General features: G+C 63.2%; 19 protein-coding genes and 1 tRNA gene. 13 read left to right on the top strand and 7 right to left on the bottom strand.

Going from position 1 to position 18,633, the window contains the following annotated elements; translation table 11 throughout:
* Positions 1–25 precede the first annotated feature (25 nt).
* The 7 genes from NKI19_RS04340 to recQ all read left to right on the top strand — a co-directional run bounded on the left by NKI19_RS04340 (position 26) and on the right by recQ (position 6,833).
* Positions 26–553 carry a TRAP transporter small permease gene (locus NKI19_RS04340; protein WP_023719697.1) on the top strand — a complete coding sequence of 176 codons (528 nt, stop codon included), beginning with the start codon at positions 26–28 and terminating at the stop codon, positions 551–553.
* Between the two features lie 4 nt (positions 554–557).
* Positions 558–1,838, top strand: coding sequence for a TRAP transporter large permease (locus NKI19_RS04335; protein WP_352489189.1), 1,281 nt, complete (start codon positions 558–560; stop codon positions 1,836–1,838).
* A gap of 10 nt (positions 1,839–1,848) precedes the next feature.
* Entirely contained in the window at positions 1,849–2,625 is a 777-nt protein-coding gene (locus NKI19_RS04330; RefSeq protein WP_352489190.1) for a FadR/GntR family transcriptional regulator, read from the top strand.
* Positions 2,626–2,653: 28 nt separating this feature from the next.
* Positions 2,654–3,511 carry a 5-dehydro-4-deoxy-D-glucuronate isomerase gene (gene kduI / locus NKI19_RS04325; protein ID WP_352489191.1) on the top strand — a complete coding sequence of 286 codons (858 nt, stop codon included), beginning with the start codon at positions 2,654–2,656 and terminating at the stop codon, positions 3,509–3,511.
* Positions 3,508–4,275, top strand: coding sequence for a 2-dehydro-3-deoxy-D-gluconate 5-dehydrogenase KduD (gene kduD / locus NKI19_RS04320; protein ID WP_352489192.1), 768 nt, complete (start codon positions 3,508–3,510; stop codon positions 4,273–4,275). The genes kduI and kduD overlap by 4 nt, the downstream gene beginning before the upstream one ends.
* 23 nt (positions 4,276–4,298) lie before the next feature.
* Positions 4,299–4,637, top strand: coding sequence for a cupin domain-containing protein (locus NKI19_RS04315; RefSeq protein ID WP_352489193.1), 339 nt, complete (start codon positions 4,299–4,301; stop codon positions 4,635–4,637).
* 360 nt (positions 4,638–4,997) lie between these two features.
* A complete protein-coding gene (recQ, locus tag NKI19_RS04310) occupies positions 4,998–6,833 on the top strand; it encodes a DNA helicase RecQ (RefSeq protein WP_352489194.1) in 1,836 nt (611 codons plus the stop codon).
* Between the two features lie 149 nt (positions 6,834–6,982).
* Here the strand turns inward: recQ and NKI19_RS04305 are convergent, their stop codons facing one another.
* The gene (locus NKI19_RS04305) at positions 6,983–7,957 is read right to left on the bottom strand and encodes a DUF1186 domain-containing protein (protein ID WP_352489195.1); all 975 of its coding nucleotides are present in this window, start codon (positions 7,955–7,957) and stop codon (positions 6,983–6,985) included.
* A gap of 181 nt (positions 7,958–8,138) precedes the next feature.
* Between NKI19_RS04305 and NKI19_RS04300 the strand changes: the two genes are divergently transcribed.
* Complete coding sequence (locus NKI19_RS04300; RefSeq protein WP_352489196.1) at positions 8,139–9,290, top strand: hypothetical protein; 1,152 nt, start codon at positions 8,139–8,141, stop codon at positions 9,288–9,290.
* On the opposite strand, the gene NKI19_RS04295 is transcribed toward NKI19_RS04300, so the two are convergent.
* The 5 genes from NKI19_RS04295 to NKI19_RS04275 all read right to left on the bottom strand — a co-directional run bounded on the left by NKI19_RS04295 (position 9,287) and on the right by NKI19_RS04275 (position 13,102).
* Positions 9,287–9,541, bottom strand: coding sequence for a hypothetical protein (locus tag NKI19_RS04295; protein ID WP_352489197.1), 255 nt, complete (start codon positions 9,539–9,541; stop codon positions 9,287–9,289). The two genes, NKI19_RS04300 and NKI19_RS04295, sit on opposite strands and share 4 nt — an antisense overlap.
* 172 nt (positions 9,542–9,713) lie before the next feature.
* Entirely contained in the window at positions 9,714–10,631 is a 918-nt protein-coding gene (locus tag NKI19_RS04290) for an alpha/beta fold hydrolase (RefSeq protein WP_352489198.1), read from the bottom strand.
* A gap of 500 nt (positions 10,632–11,131) precedes the next feature.
* Positions 11,132–12,040: a DUF2182 domain-containing protein gene (locus NKI19_RS04285; RefSeq protein ID WP_352489199.1), complete on the bottom strand. Its 909-nt coding sequence runs from the start codon at positions 12,038–12,040 to the stop codon at positions 11,132–11,134.
* A gap of 60 nt (positions 12,041–12,100) precedes the next feature.
* Positions 12,101–12,739 carry a DUF1326 domain-containing protein gene (locus NKI19_RS04280; protein ID WP_352489200.1) on the bottom strand — a complete coding sequence of 213 codons (639 nt, stop codon included), beginning with the start codon at positions 12,737–12,739 and terminating at the stop codon, positions 12,101–12,103.
* A gap of 273 nt (positions 12,740–13,012) precedes the next feature.
* A tRNA-Ser gene (locus tag NKI19_RS04275) sits at positions 13,013–13,102 on the bottom strand.
* 338 nt (positions 13,103–13,440) lie between these two features.
* Here NKI19_RS04275 and NKI19_RS04270 point away from each other — a divergent pair.
* The 3 genes from NKI19_RS04270 to NKI19_RS04260 all read left to right on the top strand — a co-directional run bounded on the left by NKI19_RS04270 (position 13,441) and on the right by NKI19_RS04260 (position 15,221).
* The gene (locus NKI19_RS04270; protein WP_352489201.1) at positions 13,441–14,148 is read left to right on the top strand and encodes a 50S ribosomal protein L21; all 708 of its coding nucleotides are present in this window, start codon (positions 13,441–13,443) and stop codon (positions 14,146–14,148) included.
* 98 nt (positions 14,149–14,246) lie between these two features.
* On the top strand, positions 14,247–14,516 hold the full coding sequence (rpmA, locus tag NKI19_RS04265) for a 50S ribosomal protein L27 (RefSeq protein WP_023678077.1): 270 nt from the start codon (positions 14,247–14,249) through the stop codon (positions 14,514–14,516).
* 117 nt (positions 14,517–14,633) lie between these two features.
* Entirely contained in the window at positions 14,634–15,221 is a 588-nt protein-coding gene (locus NKI19_RS04260) for a GNAT family N-acetyltransferase (RefSeq protein ID WP_352489202.1), read from the top strand.
* 172 nt (positions 15,222–15,393) lie between these two features.
* Here NKI19_RS04260 and NKI19_RS04255 read toward each other — a convergent pair whose 3' ends face one another.
* Entirely contained in the window at positions 15,394–16,263 is an 870-nt protein-coding gene (locus NKI19_RS04255; RefSeq protein ID WP_352489203.1) for an endonuclease/exonuclease/phosphatase family protein, read from the bottom strand.
* Positions 16,264–16,435: 172 nt separating this feature from the next.
* Here NKI19_RS04255 and obgE point away from each other — a divergent pair, with 172 nt between their 5' ends.
* Both obgE and proB read left to right on the top strand, forming a co-directional pair.
* On the top strand, positions 16,436–17,467 hold the full coding sequence (gene obgE / locus NKI19_RS04250; RefSeq protein ID WP_352465645.1) for a GTPase ObgE: 1,032 nt from the start codon (positions 16,436–16,438) through the stop codon (positions 17,465–17,467).
* Between the two features lie 2 nt (positions 17,468–17,469).
* Positions 17,470–18,624, top strand: coding sequence for a glutamate 5-kinase (gene proB, locus NKI19_RS04245; protein ID WP_352489204.1), 1,155 nt, complete (start codon positions 17,470–17,472; stop codon positions 18,622–18,624).
* The last annotated feature ends 9 nt before the right edge of the window (positions 18,625–18,633 follow it).

The following is an 18,633-nucleotide window of genomic DNA, read 5'->3' as shown; positions in this document are numbered from 1 at the left end:
GCTCCTGTCCGGCGTCGCGCAAGTGATGTCGCGCGTCAGCACGGCGGCGCTGTCGATCGCCGGCATCGGGCTGGTGCTGATGACCGCCTTCGTCGCCTGGCAGGTGTTCGGCCGCTATGTTCTGAACCGCTCGCCGAGCTGGACCGAGCCCGGCTCGGTGATGCTGATGAGCTGGTTCATTTTCCTCGGCGCTGCCGTCGGTGTGCGCGAGAACTACCATCTTGGCTTCGACGTCCTGCTCTACGTGCTGCCGAAAGGCGGCAAGCGCTGGCTGCGGATGATTTCGGACCTCGTCGCGCTCGCCTTCGGCATCGGCATGATCTGGTATGGCAGCCAGCTGGTCGCATTGACCTGGGGCTCCGTCTTGCCGTCACTCGGCATATCGGGGGGCTGGGACTACGTCCCGCTTGTCGCCGGAGGCGCGCTCATCGTGCTTTTCACACTGGAGCGCATCGTGCTTCGCCTCTCCGGCGCGCCGATCGACGATGCCCTCGATGAATTGCCGCCCGCGGAAGTCGCAGCCGAACTCGACACCGCCAACGTGAAGGTCTGACGCCATGGAACTGTGGATTCTCTTCGGCGTCTTCACTCTGCTGATGCTCATCGGCACGCCGATCGCTTTTTGCCTCGGCGTCGCAAGCCTTGCCACCGTCCTTTATATGGGCCTGCCGCCGCTCATCGTGTTCCAGCGCCTGAATTCCGGCATGAGCGTCTTTTCGCTGCTGGCCATTCCGTTTTTCATCTACGCCGGCGACTTGATGGTGCGCGGCGGCATCGCCAGCAAGATCGTTGCCTTCGCCGGCTCGCTCGTCGGCCATTTGCGCGGCGGGCTCGGCCAGGTCAACATCGCCACCGCAACACTGTTCGGCGGCATTTCCGGCTCGGCGGTTGCGGAGGCAGCGGCGGTCGGCGGCCTGATGATCCCGCAGATGAAGGCGCGTGGATATGGAGCGGACTACGCCGTCAACGTCACGTCGATGGCGGCGCTGATTGCGCTGCTGCTGCCGCCGTCGCACAACATGATCATCTACTCGATCTCGGCAGGCGGAAAGATCTCCATCGCCGATCTGTTCACGGCCGGTATCATCCCGGGCCTGCTACTGGCCCTGTCGCTGATGGTCACCGCCTATATCGTGGCGCGCTCCCGCGGCTATCCGACCGAGGCGTTTCCGGGCTTCGCCGCCGTCGCGCATCTTTTCGCCGTTGCGGTGCCCGGCCTGCTGCTGATCGCGATCATCTTCGGCGGCGTGCGATCGGGCGTTTTCACCGCCACCGAGAGTTCCTGTATCGCCGTCATCTATGCGTTGCTCGTGACCGTCTTCGTTTACCGGCAGATGACCTGGGAAGGGTTCGTTCATGCCACCCATGGCGCCGTGCGCACCACGGCCATGGTGCTGCTCATCATCGGCATGGCGGCGGCGTTCTCGTGGCTGATGGCCTTCCTGAAAGTGCCGGCAGCGTTGATAGCCTCCATGAACGCGATCTCGGACGATCCGCTGGTCGTGCTTCTCCTGCTCAACCTCTTGATGCTGTTCCTCGGCACGTTCATGGACATGGGGCCGACGATCATCATTTGCACGCCGATCTTCCTGCCCGTGGCGCAGGCCTACGGCGTCGATCCGGTGCATTTCGGCGTCATCATGATCCTCAATTTCGGCATCGGACTGAACACGCCGCCGGTGGGCGCAGTGCAGTTCGTGGCGTGTGCAGTGGGCAAGATATCCGTCTGGGAATCGATGCGCTCGATCTGGCCGTTCTATGCGGCAGGTCTCGTGGTGCTGGCGCTCGTCACTTACATTCCGGCCATTTCGCTATGGCTGCCGAGCGTCTTCAAATAGGGGGTGCGACATGGCCTCGGATACCGCAGTCGGGCTCCGCGTCGAACGAAGACCGAAGCTTTCGGAAACGGTCGTCGCGGCGATCCGCAAGCAGTTGCAGGCGGGCGAGATCCAGCCGGGGCAAAAGCTGCCGACAGAGGGTCAGCTGACTGAAACCTTCGGGGTCAGCCGCACCGTGATACGCGAGGCGCTGGCCAAGCTTGCCGCGGACGGCCTGGTCGAACCACGCCAAGGCGCCGGCGTCTTCGTCACCGAGCATATCTCGACAGCGTTCGGTGCTCTGGCAGCGGAGATGGGCAGCAAGGACTCGATCGCCCTCAACGTGCTCGAAGTCAGATTGGCGATCGAGATCGAATCCGCCGGGCTCGCGGCCATCCGCCGCAACGCCGCGCAGGAAGCGGCGATCCAGGAAGCCTTCTTCGAATTCGAGCGGCTGCTCCTCAATAGCGAGCCGACGGGACCGGCCGACCTTGCCTTCCACCGCGCAATCGCCAGCGCCACCAACAATCCATTTTATGTCGAGATGCTCGACGTGCTCGGCCGACGCGCCATTCCTTGCGACGTGACCTCGCCCTGGTCGACCGAGATCGCCCAATCGGACGCCTATCAGCGCGGCCTGCAGCGTGAGCATCTGGTGATCCTCAATGCCATCTCGGCAGGCGATGCCGAGGCGGCCCGGGAGGCGATGCGCGCGCATCTCGGTGCCAGCCAGCAGCGCTATCGCGAGCGCCTGCACGCGCGCCAGGTTTTTTATGCCGACTCGGTCAAGGCCGCGGCAACCGAATAAGCAATTGAGGCAGCCCCATGGGACAGCAATGAATCACACTGACAATCATACGGATTTCACCTCCCGCTTCGCCATCGATCCTGTTTCTGCCGCAGCCATGGGAACGGACGAACTGCGTCACAATTTCCTGATCGAGGACTTGTTCCAGCACGGCCGCATCAGCCTGACCTACACCCATTACGACCGCATGATCGTCGGCGGCGCCATGCCCGCCGGTACACCGCTGACGCTGCAGGCGATCAAGCCGACCGGAACCAAGAATTTTCTCGACCGCCGTGAGATGATCATCGTCAACATCGCCGGCGCCGGCATCGTGACAGCCGGCGGTCAATCCTACGAGCTGCAGGCGCGCGACATGCTCTATCTCGGCATGGGCACGGATGAGGTATCGTTCGCTGCGACCAACCCGGCTGAGCCGGCTAAGTTCTACCTGCTCAGCGCGCCGGCGCACCAGAGCCACCCCAACCGGCTGATCCGCATCGGCGATGCCAAGCGGCTCGATCTCGGCGGCCAGGCGACTTCCAACGAGCGCTCGATCTTCCAGTTCATCCATGCCGATGGCGTAAAGACTTGTCAGCTTGTCGTCGGCATGACCCAGCTTGCCTCCGGTTCGGTCTGGAACACCATGCCATGCCATGTGCATGACCGGCGCATGGAGGCCTATCTCTATTTCGACCTGCCGGAGGCGGCACGGGTGTTTCACTTCATGGGCGAACCGGACGAAACGCGCCATCTCGTCATGCGCAACGAGGAGGCGGTACTGTCGCCGGGATGGTCGATCCATTCGGGCGCCGGCACCTCGAACTACGCCTTCATCTGGGCGATGGCCGGCGACAATGTCGACTATACCGATGTCGACCTGGTGGCAGTGGAGGAGCTCAAGTGAGCGACCTCTCCGCATTCAGCCTCGCCGGTAAGCGTATCCTCGTCACCGGCGCCAATACCGGCATCGGCCAGGGCATCGCCGTGTCGATCACGCGCGCCGGCGGCGCGGTGGTCGGCGTCGGCCGCTCGGCGATGGACGAGACGGCGGAGAAGATTGCGGCAGCCGGCGGCCGCTTCGAGGCGATCCGCTGCGATCTTGGCGATGATGCAGCTGCCCAGGCGATGCTTGATCGCATCTGGGACGACACCGGACCGCTCGATGGCCTGGTCAACAATGCGGGCATCATCCGGCGTGCCGATGCGGTCGAACTGACCGAAGCCGACTGGGACGACGTCATCGGTGTCAATCTGAAGACGGTATTCTTCCTCAGCCAGCGCTTTGCCAGGCGCGTGCTCGCCGATCCGGCGCGGCGCGGCAAGATCGTCAACATCGCTTCGGTGCTGAGTTTTCAGGGCGGCATCCGCGTCGCTTCCTACACCGCCTCCAAACATGGCGTGCTCGGCATTACCCGGCTGCTGGCATGCGAATGGGCGGCAAAGGGCATCAACGTCAATGGCATTGCACCTGGCTATATCGAGACCAACAATACCGAGGCGCTGCGCGCCGATCCCGACCGCAGCGCGTCGATCCTGGCGCGCATTCCGGCCGGGCGCTGGGGCGCGCCGGAGGACATCGGCGACGCAGCCGTCTTCCTGCTGGCGCCGGCGTCGAACTATATGCATGGCGCGGTGGTGCCGGTGGACGGCGGCTGGCTGGCGCGATGAACAACAAAAATGAGAGTTTGGCGATGACCGGAACCAAAATCTTCTCGCATGCCGGCGAGGGTGCGTGGACGCCGACGCCCGACGGCAACCGCCGGCGCGTGCTCCTGCACACCGATGAACTGATGATGGTCGAGTTCGGTTTCGACAAGGGCGGCGTCGGCGCGCTGCATTCGCACCCGCATGTCCAGGCGAGCTACGTCGCCGAGGGCCGCTTCGAGGTCACCATCGACGGCAGGACCGAGATCCTGGAGGCCGGAAGCAGCTTCATCGTTCCGTCCAACCTTGTCCATGGCGTCACGGCGCTGGAGGCGGGACGACTGGTCGACAGTTTTACGCCGCACCGCGCCGATTTCCTCGACTGAGCCGCTGGCCCGAAGATCAGGCAGCCGGTTCTCGGAACGAAAAACCCGCGCCTCCGGAGAGACGCGGGCGTGTTGCCTGGGCGCTTGTGGCGCCGCGGTACTCAAAACATCACCGCAGAACCTGAACCTGCCGAATGATGGTGAAGATAGGATTAACCGCTCCGAGGCGGCGCGATATTCACAGCCAAAGCGAATAGGGGCTGGAACGACGGTCTGATATCGGCCAATGAGAGAGAGGTTCGCTTCAGGCGGTGCCGAGGAGGACCGGAGGGGTCGATAAATGTTCGAATCTGCTGTCCAGGCAATCACCTGGCGATTCGCCTGGAAATTTCGGCAGGCCGTGTCCGCGAAAGTTCTGTAATGCAGGCAGCAGCGAGCATCCCGCCGGAGGATTCCAAGCGGCGCGTCCTGAAGGATGTATTCGGCTTCGATGATTTTCGTCTCGGCCAAGCGGCTGTGATGGAGGCGCTGCTGGCCGGGCGCCATGTGCTGGCTGTCATGCCGACCGGCGCCGGCAAATCGCTCTGCTACCAGGTCCCGGCGCTGGTGCTGGGCGGGCTCACCATTGTCGTTTCGCCGCTAGTGGCCCTGATGCAGGATCAGGTCGCCGCATTGCGCCTTGCCGGCGTGGCGGCCGATACGATCAATTCCTCACTCGACCGCGATGCCAATGTCGCTGCATGGCGCCGCGTCGCGGCAGGCCAGACGCGCCTGCTCTACCTTGCACCGGAGCGGCTCATGACGGTGCGAATGCTCGAGGCGTTGATCAGGCTCGATGTCCGGCTGATCGCCATCGACGAGGCACATTGCATCTCGCAATGGGGACCGGCGTTCCGGCGCGAATACGAAGAATTGTCACGGCTGCGCGGCATCTTCCCCGATGTGCCGATCATTGCGCTGACGGCGACGGCGGACGAGACGACGCGCACCGACATTGCCGCGCAACTGTTCGACGGGCGCGTCGATACCGTGGTGCTCGGCTTCGACCGGCCGAACATCAAGCTAAGCATTGAGCCCAAGCAGGACAGCAAGCGCCAGTTGCTAGGCTTCGTGCAGCGCCATGCGGGCCGCAGCGGGATCGTCTATTGCCTGTCGCGCAAAAAGACCGAAGAGATGGCGGCGTTCCTCGAGCGGAACGGCGTACGCGCGCTCGCCTATCATGCCGGGATGAGCAAGGACGCACGTGAAGCGAATCAAAACGCTTTCATGACTTTGTCCGGCGTGGTGATGGTGGCGACCATCGCCTTCGGCATGGGGATCGACAAGCCGGATGTCGCCTATGTCTTCCACACCGACCTGCCGGGCAGTCTTGAGGCCTATTATCAGGAAATCGGGCGGGCGGGCCGCGACGGGCGGGCGGCCGAGGCACATATGCTCTTCGGTCTCGGCGATATCCGCATGCGCCGGCTTTTCATCGAAGACGAGGACGCGCCGGCTGAGCACAAAAGGCGCGCGCATGGCCGGCTCGATACGCTGATCGGCTATTGCGAGACGACGCAGTGCCGCCGTCAGATCCTGCTTGGCTATTTCGGCGAAAGTGCTTCGCCTTGCGGCAATTGCGACAACTGCCTCGACCAGGCGCCGCATGCGGATGGCGAGGCGGAGGCGCGGACCATTCTGGCGGCGATCACACAGACCGGCGAGCGCTTTGGCGCCGCCCATGTCGTCGATGTCCTGCTCGGCCACGAAACCGAGAAGGTTCTAGACAGGAACCACCATAGGCTTGCCAGCTTCGGCACCGGTGTGGCGCACAAGAAAAACGTGTGGCTGTCGCTGGTCCGCCAGCTCGTCGCGGGAGGGTTCCTGACATTGGACCCAGCCGGCCATGGCGGCCTCGCCATTGCCGAGAAGGGCCGTGCGCTGGCTCGGGGCGAGGCCTCGTTCCGGTATCGCGTGGACGCGCGCCAGTCATCGCGAGGCAAGATACGTCCTGAGGATACCGCAGCAGGCACGGAAGGTCTGGATTCGGCGCTGCTGGCTGCGCTCAAGGCTGTACGGCTGCGTCTTGCCCGGGAACGCCAGGTGCCGGCCTTCGTGATCTTTTCGGATCGTACGCTGATCGATATGGCCGAACGCTGCCCGCGTGATCTGGGCGCCTTCGCCGCGGTCAACGGCGTCGGCGCGGCCAAGCTCAAGGATTTCGGCGAGATATTCCTCGGCGCGATCGCTGCGCATCAATCCGCTGGACCGGCGTGAGGATAGAGCATTTTGCAGCCAAGTGGAATCACTTGGCGTCGCAGAAATGCGGCTAAAACAAATAGATAGAGCGGGATGCACGGTTCAATTGTGAACGCGTCCCGCTCTAGCCAAAAATCAGATTCGCAATCGCGCGGCGCTGCAACAGGTTAGTTTGCGAGGCAGCATTTCTTTGCTTTCTTGCCGCTTCCACAGGGACACGGATCATTTCGTCCGACATGGCGCCAAGGATTTGTGACCGGCGCTGTCAATCTCGACAACTCGTCGAGCCAAGTTTGTTCCGGCGAAGTTTGTTCCGGCAAGGGCGATTGCCAATCTTCCTCGCCAAAATACTCAAGATGGCTGGTCCATTCCAGCGCTTCAACCACATCGTCGATATAGCCGAGATCGGCGCGCTCGAATCGATCGACGTCGTTCGGGCTTTGCTCGGCGGCCAGCAGATCGTCTTCGAAATCACTGCGGTCGATTATTCCTTCGGGGATGCGGCCGTCGTCCCATGCGCTGTAAACAAGCGACGCCAGATCGCGCAAGCCAAGCTGGGCGATCGCGGCCAGCCAGGCGATCCAGGCGAAATCGTCGTCATCGGCCAGCCTCTCGGCGTGGAATCGCTCGAGAAAATCTCGCATTCGGTCACGTTCGATGCGGCCTTCCCAGGTCAGGAAGGTCGCTGCGCCCAAAACTGCATCGCGGACGAATTCATCGACGGAGCGGTCGCTGATCAAGCTGAACAAAGCGTCGGCGTCGCCATTAAACACGCCGGCGACGATGCGCGCCATGCCCTCGGTCACCACGTCGCCGAGCAGGTCATCGAGGTCGCGTCCCGGCCGGCGCAGCAAGCGCAACAAGGGCTCGAACGTTCCAGTATCGCGAGCGCCGCCCAGAATGTAGATGCCTCGCAAGAGCAGCATCTGATCATCCCGCGACAGAGGCCCTCCTTCGGCCGCTCTCGTGAGGACGGCACGCAGCGCCGGAGCCGATTCTTCAATTCTCGCTATGCAGTGAATGACTGCGACATCCGGCAATTGCTGCTCGTTTGCCACGGCATGTAGTTGATCTTCTATCGGACCGAGATCGAAGCCGGGCTTGCCCCGGCCAAGGACGGATTCCAGTTCTTCCTTCTTCATGGCATCCTCGCTGCCGTTCGCGCTTGCCAAATCTACGATAGACCGGCTGCCTTTCAACAATTCATCCGCACAAACGGCAAATTCCTGTGGAAGAAAGTGCCAGGCGGGGCGATCTCGGCCTCGACACAGCTCTATCCTGAACTGACCTGTGAGACGAGAATCGCCCAGCAGCCAAGCAACCATGAGCGAGTATCAATACTACGAGTTTCGGGCGGTCGACCGCCCACTCAGCGAAGCGGATCGCCGGGCATTGCGCGATGTGTCGACGCGGGCGCGGATTACGGCCACGAGCTTCACGAATTTCTACGAGTGGGGCGACTTCAAAGGCGACCCGGTCGCGTTGATGCGGCGTTGGTTCGATCTTCATCTCTATTTGGCGAATTGGGGCACCCACCGGCTGATGATCCGGATTCCAGCGCGATTGGTCGATCGGCAGCGCCTCGAGGGATTCCTGCATGCGGTCGACTGCCTCGCGATCAGCGCATCGGGAGAGAACCTGATCGTCGACATTCTGTGCGAAGAACTGGAACCTGCGAACGATTGGGATGATTGGGACGACGACTCGCACTGGCTCGAAGCACTGGCGCCGCTGCGCGCCGATGTGCTCGGCGGCGATTTGAGGCTTTTCTACCTGCTGTGGCTGAAGACGGCCGAGACCGGTTCCGTCGAGCCGGACGAGGCGGAGCCTTTGCCGGGGATCGGCCCGATGACGCCCGCGCTCGACGCTTTCGCACGCTTCTTTCGGCTCGACGCCGACCTCGTCGCTGCGGCGGCCGAGCGTCTCGCCGGCACGACAACGGAATTGTCGCCGGATATGCTCCGGCGCTCAGTCGGCGCCCTGTCCGATCATGAAACGACGACGCTGCTCGTTCGTCTCGTCGACGGCGATCCGCATGTTGAAAACGAGCTTCGGGCGTTGGTCCGGGATCGCTCGATGTTGAAAGTCTCTGGGTTGGAGGCCACCGTGCCCTCGGTTCCACGCTCGGCCGGCGAACTGCGTGCCCGTGCCGAGGCAATCCGTCAGGCCCGCGAGCGCGGGCAGGAGGAGCAGCGAGAGGCTGAGAGAAAACTGCAGGCGGCCGAAGAGGCGCGCGCCCGCCGTATCCGGCTCGATGCGCTCTCGCGGCGCGGCGACAGCGTCTGGCGTGAGGTCGAGAGCGAGATCGAGCGCCGCAACTCTTCCGGCTACGACAAGGCCGCCGGCCTCCTGTTCGACCTCAAGGCAATCGCAGAGGAATGTGGCACGACCCACGATTTTGCTCGCAGGCTGCAGGAGATCCGCGATCGCCATATCCACAAGAGGCGTTTTATCGAACGGCTAAGAGACGATTAGCACCTGCTTCGTCTCGCCGCCGCAATCGCCGCCTCCTGCTGCCGCAAGCGCTCGATCTTCGCACTCTGCCGGGCAGCGACGGTCGCGGCGACACGCTGTCCTCCCAACAGCCAGCCCGGAATGTTGGTGTGGACGACTTTGCCGCGAGCAATGGCCGTTGCCGACATTTCGTCGGCGACCGCGCCTATCGCCACGTTGAGCTCGACGCAACTCATCTTGTCGTATTTCGCAGCATCAAGGGATGCCGGCAAAGGCGATGCGCAACTTGCGACAAACATCAGGCTGCACATTACAGGCGTGGCCGTGGAGGTCGCCTTCATTCCCTTATCAAGCACGTTGATGCCGGACGGCGGATTTCGGAGGGTTCTCGATCTCGGGCGGCGAAGGGCTCCCGAGGTTCCGCGTAACTGAAGCATGTGACCTCTACAACACTCCGTGCTGACCGTCCTGTTTTTCTTCGAAGAATTCCGAGAGAGCCGCTGCCGTCTTGTCGGGGTGCTCTTCTGGGAAAAAGTGCCCGCCTTGGACAGCGCGCCCTTCCACTCTGTCGGCCCATTTCCCCCAGATGACCAGCGGCCCGCCTTCTTGCGCATACCAGTTCTCCAGAGCACCTTCGCCACTCCATAGCGCCAGTAGCGGACACTCGATGCGACGACCGTTTGCCTGGTCCAGCGCGTCATGTTCACGATCGATCGTCGCAGCGGCGCGATACTCTTCGCAGATGGCATGAATATGCGCGGGATCGCCAAGCGCATCAACATAGGCGTTCCTGACCTCTTTGGAGACCATTTTCGCCGAAGATCCCCACTGCGTCATCGCATCGTCGACGACGGCATCGGGAGCCGCGCCTATCAGACGCTCCGGCAGGGGCTCCGGCTGAGCAAGAAGGCTCCAGGGCCAGAAGCCGAGCGCCAGTCTGGCATCCGCCCGATCCCATGTTGCGGCGGTGGGGATGATGTCGAGGACGGCGATCTTGAGGACTTTGTCGGGATGGTCGAGCGCCAGACAATAGGCAACCCGCCCGCCACGATCATGCCCGGCAACCATGAACCGCTCAAACCCCAGCTGCTTCATGACTTGAACCATGTCGCCGGCCATGGCGCGTTTGGCGTATGGGCTATGATCGGCAGAGGAAACCGGGCATCCGCTTTGCCCATAGCCTCGAAGGTCGGCGGCGACCACCGTGAAGCGGTGCGCCAAGGCTGCGGCGATATCCCTCCACATCAGATGTGTCTCTGGAAAGCCGTGAAGAAGCAGCAGCGGCGGACCGGCGCCGCCGACCCTTGCGAAAATCGTCGTATCGTCCAGTCGTAGGCTGGTGGCTCTGAAACCTGCAAACACCGTCAGCCTCCTCCGCGCCCTTAGGAAAGCTCCCTAAGGGCGCTAACGGCCGCCTGAGGCGAAAACCCCGGCCGCGATGGCCAGGGTTCAAGCCGGCCAGTTGCTAGAACCGAAACCAGACCCACACGCGCCTGCGGAAGCACCGCCTGCGCCGATAGCCGTTTCGCCAGTAAACGCGACAGACCCTTCTCCAACCGCGCCGGCGGCGGCGACGCGGCCGGTGCCACCGGCGATGATAGACTGGTTGCAACTCTGCTTGAGTTTCGTCGTCGTCGAAGGTCTCGACATCCGGCGCCTCGAGTTCATCGAGAATGCCGCTTCTGGCAGTTGGAACGCCGGCCACTGCGTTGATTGGCCGAACTGTGCTTGCAAGGGCCGCAGCCCCGGCAATGCCAAACATTCCTGTCAAAAATAGTCGCCGATCCATGGAAACCTCCCGATCTTCAACCAGCGATAGAACAAGGCTAACGATGGGGAGATAGCGCAGTTGGTGCAAACGCCTAGAGCCGTGCGGCGATTGCGATGATCCGGTCGGCCGAAGGCCTGCCCAGCGTGAATCCAAAGATGTTCGGCGTCGTGACCACTCCTGGAGCGACTCCGCGCCCCGTGTGCCAGCCGCTCATCCAGGGCATCTCGATCGCGCCGAACGATACAGCGATCCCGAGGGCTATCAGCGCAATGCCCAAAGCAACTTCGAAGCGCCGGCCGCGCTGCAGCAGCTTCTCGACGAAGACGACCAGCGTCAACAGCAGCATCCAGGCGACGCTCATGATGCCCACCGCGACCAGCACGGCAAACAGAGCCCAGCAGCAACCAAAGCAATAGAGCCCGTGCCGCAGCCCCATCTCGAGTGCGCCAACCCGCCCGTCGCGCCAATGCTGCGCAACGAAAGCGAGCGGCGAACGGCAATGGCTGAGGCAAATGTGCTTGAGGGTCGTGAATTGGTAGAGCCCGGCGACGCCAAGCGTTATACCGAGCCCGAGCGGCGCCCATTTCGAACGCTGAGGCGGATCGAGGCTCGTCGCAAACTCGCTTCCGAGCTGGACCAGGACATACACGAGAAGGCCCGCCGCCGCCCAGACGAGCATGTAGCCGGCGACGAATATCCACGCCGGGATGGCGACGTTATGTTCGCGCCTGGCCTGCGCCGCCGCGAACATAAAGATCATGGGCGCGGCCGCCGGCAGCATCATAGCAGCCATCATCACCGTCCATACAGCAAGAAAGGCTGCGGCGCCGGCGAGCGACCAGCCGTCGGCGGCAATTCCGGCCGTCGCCATGCCGGCCATGCCTTCCATACCCTCCATCCCGCCGCGCACCGCAATGCCCATAGGCATATCCATGCTGAGGGTCAGCGCCCACGCTGCCGCTGTTAGCACGACGAGCGATACCAAAAGGCCGAGCGGCATGCCACGCAAATTCCGGAGCCGCCACGATTTCCCGGGAAACGCGTCAGGCATCGGCACGCCCTAGTTCGGGCCGGTCCAGTCGAACGGAATGTGTTTGCTCGAGCGCGCCGTGCCCGTCCAGTCGAGCCCGAAGCCTTTAGTGCTCACCTCGACCGAACGCCCCCAGGTGGCAACCTGGCCCGGGCCGACCTCCGAGCCCGGCGGGTTGATCGTCTGCACCCGCTTGCCGGGTGGTGTTGTCGGACCTGAAAGCGCTTCCGCATGCCCGACGACGAGGCCAGGAATCTCGACCCGCCAGGTGGCGAGGTCGCCCGCCACTTCGAAAGTGATCGGCACGAACTCCATGCCACGCATCTCGCCGATGTTGGCGGCAAAGCCCGCCGGCCAGCCGCCGGCCTGCCCACCGAAGATCGCCTGCAGGGCTTCACGTTGCCGCTCGTTCGCCTTCTCGTCGAGGTACATGCCCATCACGGCCTTTGCCTCGCCGGCCCATAGATTACCTTCGTACTCGCCGAGCGCCACCAGCGACAGGCCGTCGAGCTTCACGTCGCCATACTGACCCTCGCGTACATGCCAGGCGAGCACGCCCTGGCAGTGATTGCCGGTCGGCCGCTGGGCGAACTCGCAAGGGCAAGGGATATCGCAGCTGCAGATGTCGAACCAGTCGCCTGCGAGCCGCCATTGAGGCACTGCATTCACGGCTCTTCCTCCCGGAATGTAGCGCCATTTATACGTCGAAGGCGGGGCGCACTCCAGCAGTTAGTGCATCGCTCGGTGATTTTGGTGGACTTGCCGCCCCAGAAACAAGTCACCGCGTTTTGATCAGCAACTGCTCGCAACAGCACCCAGCCGCCATGCGCTCACCCGCTGTTCCGGTAGAATCGTCGCAGGACTGCAATTGAGCTTCGCGCCGTCACGAGCGATTATGGCTGAGTTCGGCAGGCAAAAATCACAAAATGAAATTAGGATCACTGGCGGAGAGGGAGGGATTCGAACCCCCGATGGGCTTGCACCCATGCCGCATTTCGAGTGCGGTGCATTCGACCACTCTGCCACCTCTCCGCGGTCATGGTCCGCCGTTGCCGGCGCGGCGCACTAGATAACGGCTGGACAGGCAGGTTACAAGGGCCAATCTGCCCCGGCGCCGCAGGTTCCCGTTCGTGCTTTCTTCAACACTCCGGTAGCCGCTGTTCGATATTTGGCGGACTGGGCTCAACTCATCCGCCTCTTGCCCGCGGCGCTTGCCTTGACTCAAGCCGAACCTTCGGTTAGGGACAGCGCGCAATCGGCGTGGAGGGATCTTCCGCGCCGCTTGTTTTTTGGACCCGCAGACTGACAAAAAGACGGCCGAACCGCCTGAAGCGGTTCATCAAGGCCGACCGAACAGCGAAAGGCAAAAAATGTTCGCAGTCATCAAAACGGGCGGCAAGCAGTATCGCGTTGCCGCCAACGATCTCCTGAAGATCGAAAAACTCGAAGCCAATGTCGGCGATATCGTCGAAATCGGCAATGTGCTCGCGCATGGCGAGGGCGAGAACGTCACGTTCGGCGCGCCGTTCGTCGATGGTGCGATGGTCACCGCCGAAGTCGTCGAGCAGGGCAAGAACCGCACCGTCATCGCCTTCAAGAAGCGCCGTCGGCAGAATTCGCGCCGCAAGATCGGCCATCGCCAGCTTTTGACCACCGTCAGGATCGCCGAGATCCTGCTGGGTGGCGCCAAGCCGGCGAAGAAGGCCGCAGCCAAGACCGAAGCGAAGGCCGAGGTTGCGGCCAAGACCGAGGCGAAGGCTGAAGCCGCGCCGAAGGCCGCAGCGAAGGCAGAGGCTGCGCCGAAGAAGGAAGCCAAGGCTGAGACGACCGAGGACAAGACTGCCGAAGCCGCCGCACCGTTGTTCAAGGCGCCGAAGGGCGAGCCGGACGACCTGACGGCGATCAAGGGCATCGGCCCGGTTGCCGCCGGCCAGCTCAACGAACAGGGCATCACCACCTTCGCCCAGATCGCCAAGCTGTCCGACAAGGATGTCGCCAAGATCGACGAGCATATGCCGTTCAGCGCCGACCAGATCAAGGATTGGCGCGAGCAGGCCAAGGAATTGGCGAAGAAGTAGAACGGACCGGCGCAATCGTCGCCGGATCGCACTTGAAACGGAACGCGAACGCGTTCATAAGATCGTTCAGGCGCCTCGCGGCGCATCGGAGTAGTTAGATGGCACACAAGAAAGCTGGCGGATCGTCGCGCAATGGTCGCGACTCCCATTCCAAGCGGCTCGGCGTGAAGAAGTTCGGCGGCGAAGCCGTGATTCCGGGCAACATCATCATTCGTCAGCGTGGCACGACGTGGCATCCCGGCACTAATGTCGGCATTGGCACGGACCACACGCTGTTTGCGCTGGAAGCTGGCGCAGTCACCTTCAACAAAAAAGCCAATGGCCGAACCTACGTATCGGTGAACCCGATGACGAAGGCAGCGGAGTAGCCGGTTCCGCACGAGAACACCGGCACCCATCTCGGGACCGGTGTCTGGCCAAGCCAGGAAAAGGATCAGGGGAGATGGGTTGCCATCTCCCTTTTTTCTTGCCTGGAGGACTTTGACATGGTTGCCGAAGCGGAAGCGATAGACGACGAAAGTTACACGATAGATTGTCCGGTGCTCGCGACCGAGCGGCTGGTCATGCGTGCCCCGCGTGAAAGCGACATCGAGCAATTGGTGGCGCTCGCGGACAACCGACATGTCGCGGAAATGCTGGCCCGCATGCCGCATCCCTATGGCGAGGCCGAGGCACGCGCTTTCCTGGCCATGACGGCATCGCGCCGGGCCGGAATCGCCTATGCGTTGACGCTGGCCGGCACCGAGACCTTCGTCGGCTGTGCCGGGCTCAACACTACGGATCGTGGGCTGGAGCTCGGCTACTGGATCGGCGAGCCGTACTGGAAACGCGGCTATGCGACGGAAGCAGCGCACGCACTGGTCGACCTTGCCTTCCAGAGAACCACGATCCAGGTGCTGCACGCCTCGACGCGGGTTATCAATCCGGCCTCGCGCCGGGTCATCCACAAATGCGGCTTCCAGTATGCCGGCCAGGGCATGCTGAATTCGATCGTTGCCGGCCAGGTGCCGGTCGAGCGCTACCGCCTCGATCGCAAGACCTGGACCAGCCTGCGGAACTGGGTGCATTTCTGAGGCATGCCGATATTCAGGTGATGCCGGCCTGCGAATGGCGGCTTCCTGCGCTTCCGGTGCTCACGTACTTTAAGTACGCTCCGCTCCGGTTCTCGGAAGCCACCACTCTCGGCACGGCCTGACCTGAATCTCGACACACCTCGGCGCGAAAGATTGCGGACCAACGTTGATGTCACGTCATCTCGAGCCAGACCGGCAAGTGATCCGAACCGGCCACTTGCCGGTCGACCCACAGGCGCCTCAGCGATTTGGCAAACGAAGCGCTGGTGAAGATGTAGTCGATGCGCTTGTGGCGGCTGGTATCGCCCGGCCGCTTGGGGTCGACCCAGGTGACGAGATCGGCGTCGGCAACGCCGAGGCGCGCGGCGGCATCGACGGCGAGGTCGGCGGTCACCGGCATGCCGAATTCATGGTCAGGCTGGCCGGCGAGTTCGACATGTTCCGGCGATCCGGCGAGCATGTTGAAGTCGCCCATGACGACGAAGCCATCGGGACAAGGCAGCTCCGGCAAGCCGATCTCGGCGACGCCGGAGAGCCCGCCGCCCTCGAGCGGGTAGTTCAACAGGCGCTGGCGCAGAAAGCGGATCTGGCTCAGGCGTTCAACCGGGCTGCGGTGGTCGAGATGGGTGGAATAGAAGCGCATCGGACCAAGCGGCGTTTCGATCAGCGCCTCCAACGCGCCGCGCTGGAAGTTCATCGCCTCGAAACTGCGGCTGCGCGGCAAAAGGAGATTGCGCGACAGATGGATCGGCGTCCTCGACAGCACCATGTTGCCGAGCTGGAAGGTGGTCGTGATGGCGCGGCCGTTCTCCAGGCGCGAGCCGGCGTCGGCTTCGAAGTTGCTGCCGTAGACGGCAAAATAGTCGGGCAGTGCCTCGCCGAGCTCGGCCACCATGTCGCGGCCGCCATTCTTCGGGTTGGCGCGGGTAACCTCCTGCAGCGCGATCACGTCGGCGCCGCGCACGGCATCGGCGATACGGCCGACATCATAGCGGCCGTCGAGGCCGACGCCGTAGTGGATATTGTAAGTTACCAGCTTCATTCCGACATCTCGCGCTTGAAAAGCCGAGGATCGATTTTCGGCAAGCGGTCAACCAAATGCTACGCGTCTAGAGATACGCGCGACGTTACAGTAGCAAAAACGGCCCTCGCCCTTCGACCCGCCTTGGTTTAGAGCAATCCCGCAAAGCCAATAGCAGAAACCATACAATCCGATGAAATTTCTCGATCAAGCCAAGGTCTACATCCGCTCCGGCGACGGCGGCGCCGGTTCGGTGTCGTTCCGGCGCGAAAAGTTCATCGAGTTCGGCGGCCCGGACGGCGGCGATGGCGGCCGCGGCGGCGATGTCTGGGTCGAGGCGGTCGATGGGCTGAACACGCTGATCGACTATCGCTACCAGCAGCATTTCAAGGCCAAGACCGGGACGCACGGCATGGGCCGCAACATGACCGGCGCCAAGGGTGCCGACGTGACGCTGAAAGTACCGGCCGGAACACAGGTCTTTGCCGAGGACAATGAGACGCTGATCTGCGATCTGACGGTTGTCGGCCAGCGCTTTCTTTTGGCCAAGGGCGGCAATGGCGGCTTCGGCAACCAGCATTTCAAGACCTCGACCAACCAGGCGCCGCGCCGCGCCAATCCCGGACTGCCGGGCGAAGAGCTCAACATCTGGCTCAGGCTGAAGCTGATCGCCGATGCCGGCCTTGTCGGGCTGCCCAACGCCGGCAAGTCGACCTTCCTGGCGGCGGTCACCGCGGCCAAGCCGAAGATCGCCGACTATCCCTTCACCACGCTGCATCCGGGCCTTGGCGTTGCCCGCATCGACGGGCGCGAATTCGTCATCGCCGACATTCCCGGCCTGATCGAAGGCGCGCATGAAGGTGTCGGCATCGGCGACCGCTTCCTTGGCCATGTCGAACGCACGCGTGTCCTTCTTCATCTTGTCTCGGCGCAGGAAGAAAATCCGGCCAAGGCCTACAAGACCGTGCGCGCCGAACTCGACGCCTACGGCAACGGGCTGACCGACAAGGTCGAGATCGTCGCGCTTTCCCAAGTCGACATACTCGATGCCGCCGCGCGCAAGACGAAAGCCGCCTCGCTGAAACGCGCCGCCGGCCGCGCCCCGATGCTGCTTTCGGCGGTCACCGGCGAAGGCGTCGAGGCGGTGTTGCGCGCGCTGATGGCTGTGGTGGCCGATGCGCGCGAGGCTGTCGCTGCGCCGGTCGAGACGCGCTGGAACACATAGCCATGGCCGCGCAATCGCTGAAAAATTATCGGCGCATTGCCGTCAAGATCGGCTCGGCGCTGCTTGTCGACCGCACGGCGGGCCTGAAGCGCGACTGGCTGGCCTCGCTTGCCAACGACATCGCCGTGCTGGCCAATGGCGGCGCCGAAATTCTCGTCGTGTCTTCCGGGGCGATTGCACTCGGCCGCACCATCCTCGGTCTCGGCAAGCGGGCGCTGAAGCTCGAAGAGAGCCAGGCCGCTGCTGCCGTCGGGCAGATCGCCTTGGCCGGCGCCTGGTCGGATGCGCTCGGCAAGAATGGCTTGAAATCGGGCCAGATCCTGTTGACGCTCGGCGACACCGAAGAGCGCCGCCGCTATCTCAACGCGCGGGCGACGATCTCGACGCTGCTCAAGATGAAGGCAGTGCCGGTCATCAACGAGAACGACACAGTGGCCACCTCCGAAATCCGCTATGGCGACAATGACCGGCTGGCGGCGCGTGTCGCCACCATGATGGGCGCCGATCTTTTGGTGCTGCTCTCCGACATTGACGGGCTCTACACAGCGCCGCCCGCGCGTGATGCGCAAGCCCGGTTCATTCCGGTCGTCGACCGCATCACCCCCGATATCGAGGCGATGGCGGGTGCTGCCGCTTCGGAATTGTCGCGCGGCGGCATGCGCACCAAGCTCGACGCCGGCAAGATCGCCACCGCCGCCGGCACCGCCATGATCATCACATCGGGCACGCGGCTGTCGCCGCTGCTGGCAATCGAGCGCGGCGAGCGCGCCACGTTCTTCCGGCCGAGCGCCAATCCGGTCAAAGGCTACAAGACCTGGATCGCCGGGCAGCTCGAACCCGCGGGGCGGCTGACCGTCGACGCCGGCGCCATCGGCGCGCTGCTCTCCGGCAAGTCGCTGCTGCCGGCCGGTGTCAAACTGGTCAGCGGCAATTTTGCGCGTGGCGACACGGTGGCGATCCTGTCGCCCGAGGGCCGCGAGATAGCGCGCGGGCTGGTTGCCTATGATGCCGCCGATGCCGTAAGGATCGCTGGGCTGAAGACGACCGAGATCGAAACCGTGCTCGGCTACGAAGCGCGATCGGCGATGATCCACCGCGACGACCTCGTGGTGAGCCATGCCGGTGGCGAGCAAGTAGTCGGTGACCAGGTTACATAGCGGAGGATG

This window comes from Mesorhizobium sp. M0751 (assembly GCF_040320265.1).
In the GTDB taxonomy this organism is placed as follows: Bacteria; Pseudomonadota; Alphaproteobacteria; order Rhizobiales; family Rhizobiaceae; genus Mesorhizobium.
This window is presented reverse-complemented; position numbering and strand designations above follow the sequence as displayed.

Excerpts from the sequence above, each read along its gene's own strand:
- NKI19_RS04340 (WP_023719697.1), top strand. The coding sequence starts at position 26 with ATGTCGCGCGTCAGCACGGCGGCGCTGTCGATCGCCGGCATCGGGCTG.
- NKI19_RS04335 (WP_352489189.1), top strand. The coding sequence starts at position 558 with ATGGAACTGTGGATTCTCTTCGGCGTCTTCACTCTGCTGATGCTCATC.
- NKI19_RS04330 (WP_352489190.1), top strand. The coding sequence starts at position 1,849 with ATGGCCTCGGATACCGCAGTCGGGCTCCGCGTCGAACGAAGACCGAAG.
- kduI (WP_352489191.1), top strand. The coding sequence starts at position 2,654 with ATGAATCACACTGACAATCATACGGATTTCACCTCCCGCTTCGCCATC.
- NKI19_RS04315 (WP_352489193.1), top strand. The coding sequence starts at position 4,299 with ATGACCGGAACCAAAATCTTCTCGCATGCCGGCGAGGGTGCGTGGACG.
- recQ (WP_352489194.1), top strand. The coding sequence starts at position 4,998 with ATGCAGGCAGCAGCGAGCATCCCGCCGGAGGATTCCAAGCGGCGCGTC.
- NKI19_RS04305 (WP_352489195.1), bottom strand. The coding sequence starts at position 7,957 with ATGAAGAAGGAAGAACTGGAATCCGTCCTTGGCCGGGGCAAGCCCGGC.
- NKI19_RS04300 (WP_352489196.1), top strand. The coding sequence starts at position 8,139 with ATGAGCGAGTATCAATACTACGAGTTTCGGGCGGTCGACCGCCCACTC.
- NKI19_RS04285 (WP_352489199.1), bottom strand. The coding sequence starts at position 12,040 with ATGCCGCTCGGCCTTTTGGTATCGCTCGTCGTGCTAACAGCGGCAGCG.
- NKI19_RS04270 (WP_352489201.1), top strand. The coding sequence starts at position 13,441 with ATGTTCGCAGTCATCAAAACGGGCGGCAAGCAGTATCGCGTTGCCGCC.
- rpmA (WP_023678077.1), top strand. The coding sequence starts at position 14,247 with ATGGCACACAAGAAAGCTGGCGGATCGTCGCGCAATGGTCGCGACTCC.
- NKI19_RS04260 (WP_352489202.1), top strand. The coding sequence starts at position 14,634 with ATGGTTGCCGAAGCGGAAGCGATAGACGACGAAAGTTACACGATAGAT.
- NKI19_RS04255 (WP_352489203.1), bottom strand. The coding sequence starts at position 16,263 with ATGAAGCTGGTAACTTACAATATCCACTACGGCGTCGGCCTCGACGGC.
- obgE (WP_352465645.1), top strand. The coding sequence starts at position 16,436 with ATGAAATTTCTCGATCAAGCCAAGGTCTACATCCGCTCCGGCGACGGC.
- proB (WP_352489204.1), top strand. The coding sequence starts at position 17,470 with ATGGCCGCGCAATCGCTGAAAAATTATCGGCGCATTGCCGTCAAGATC.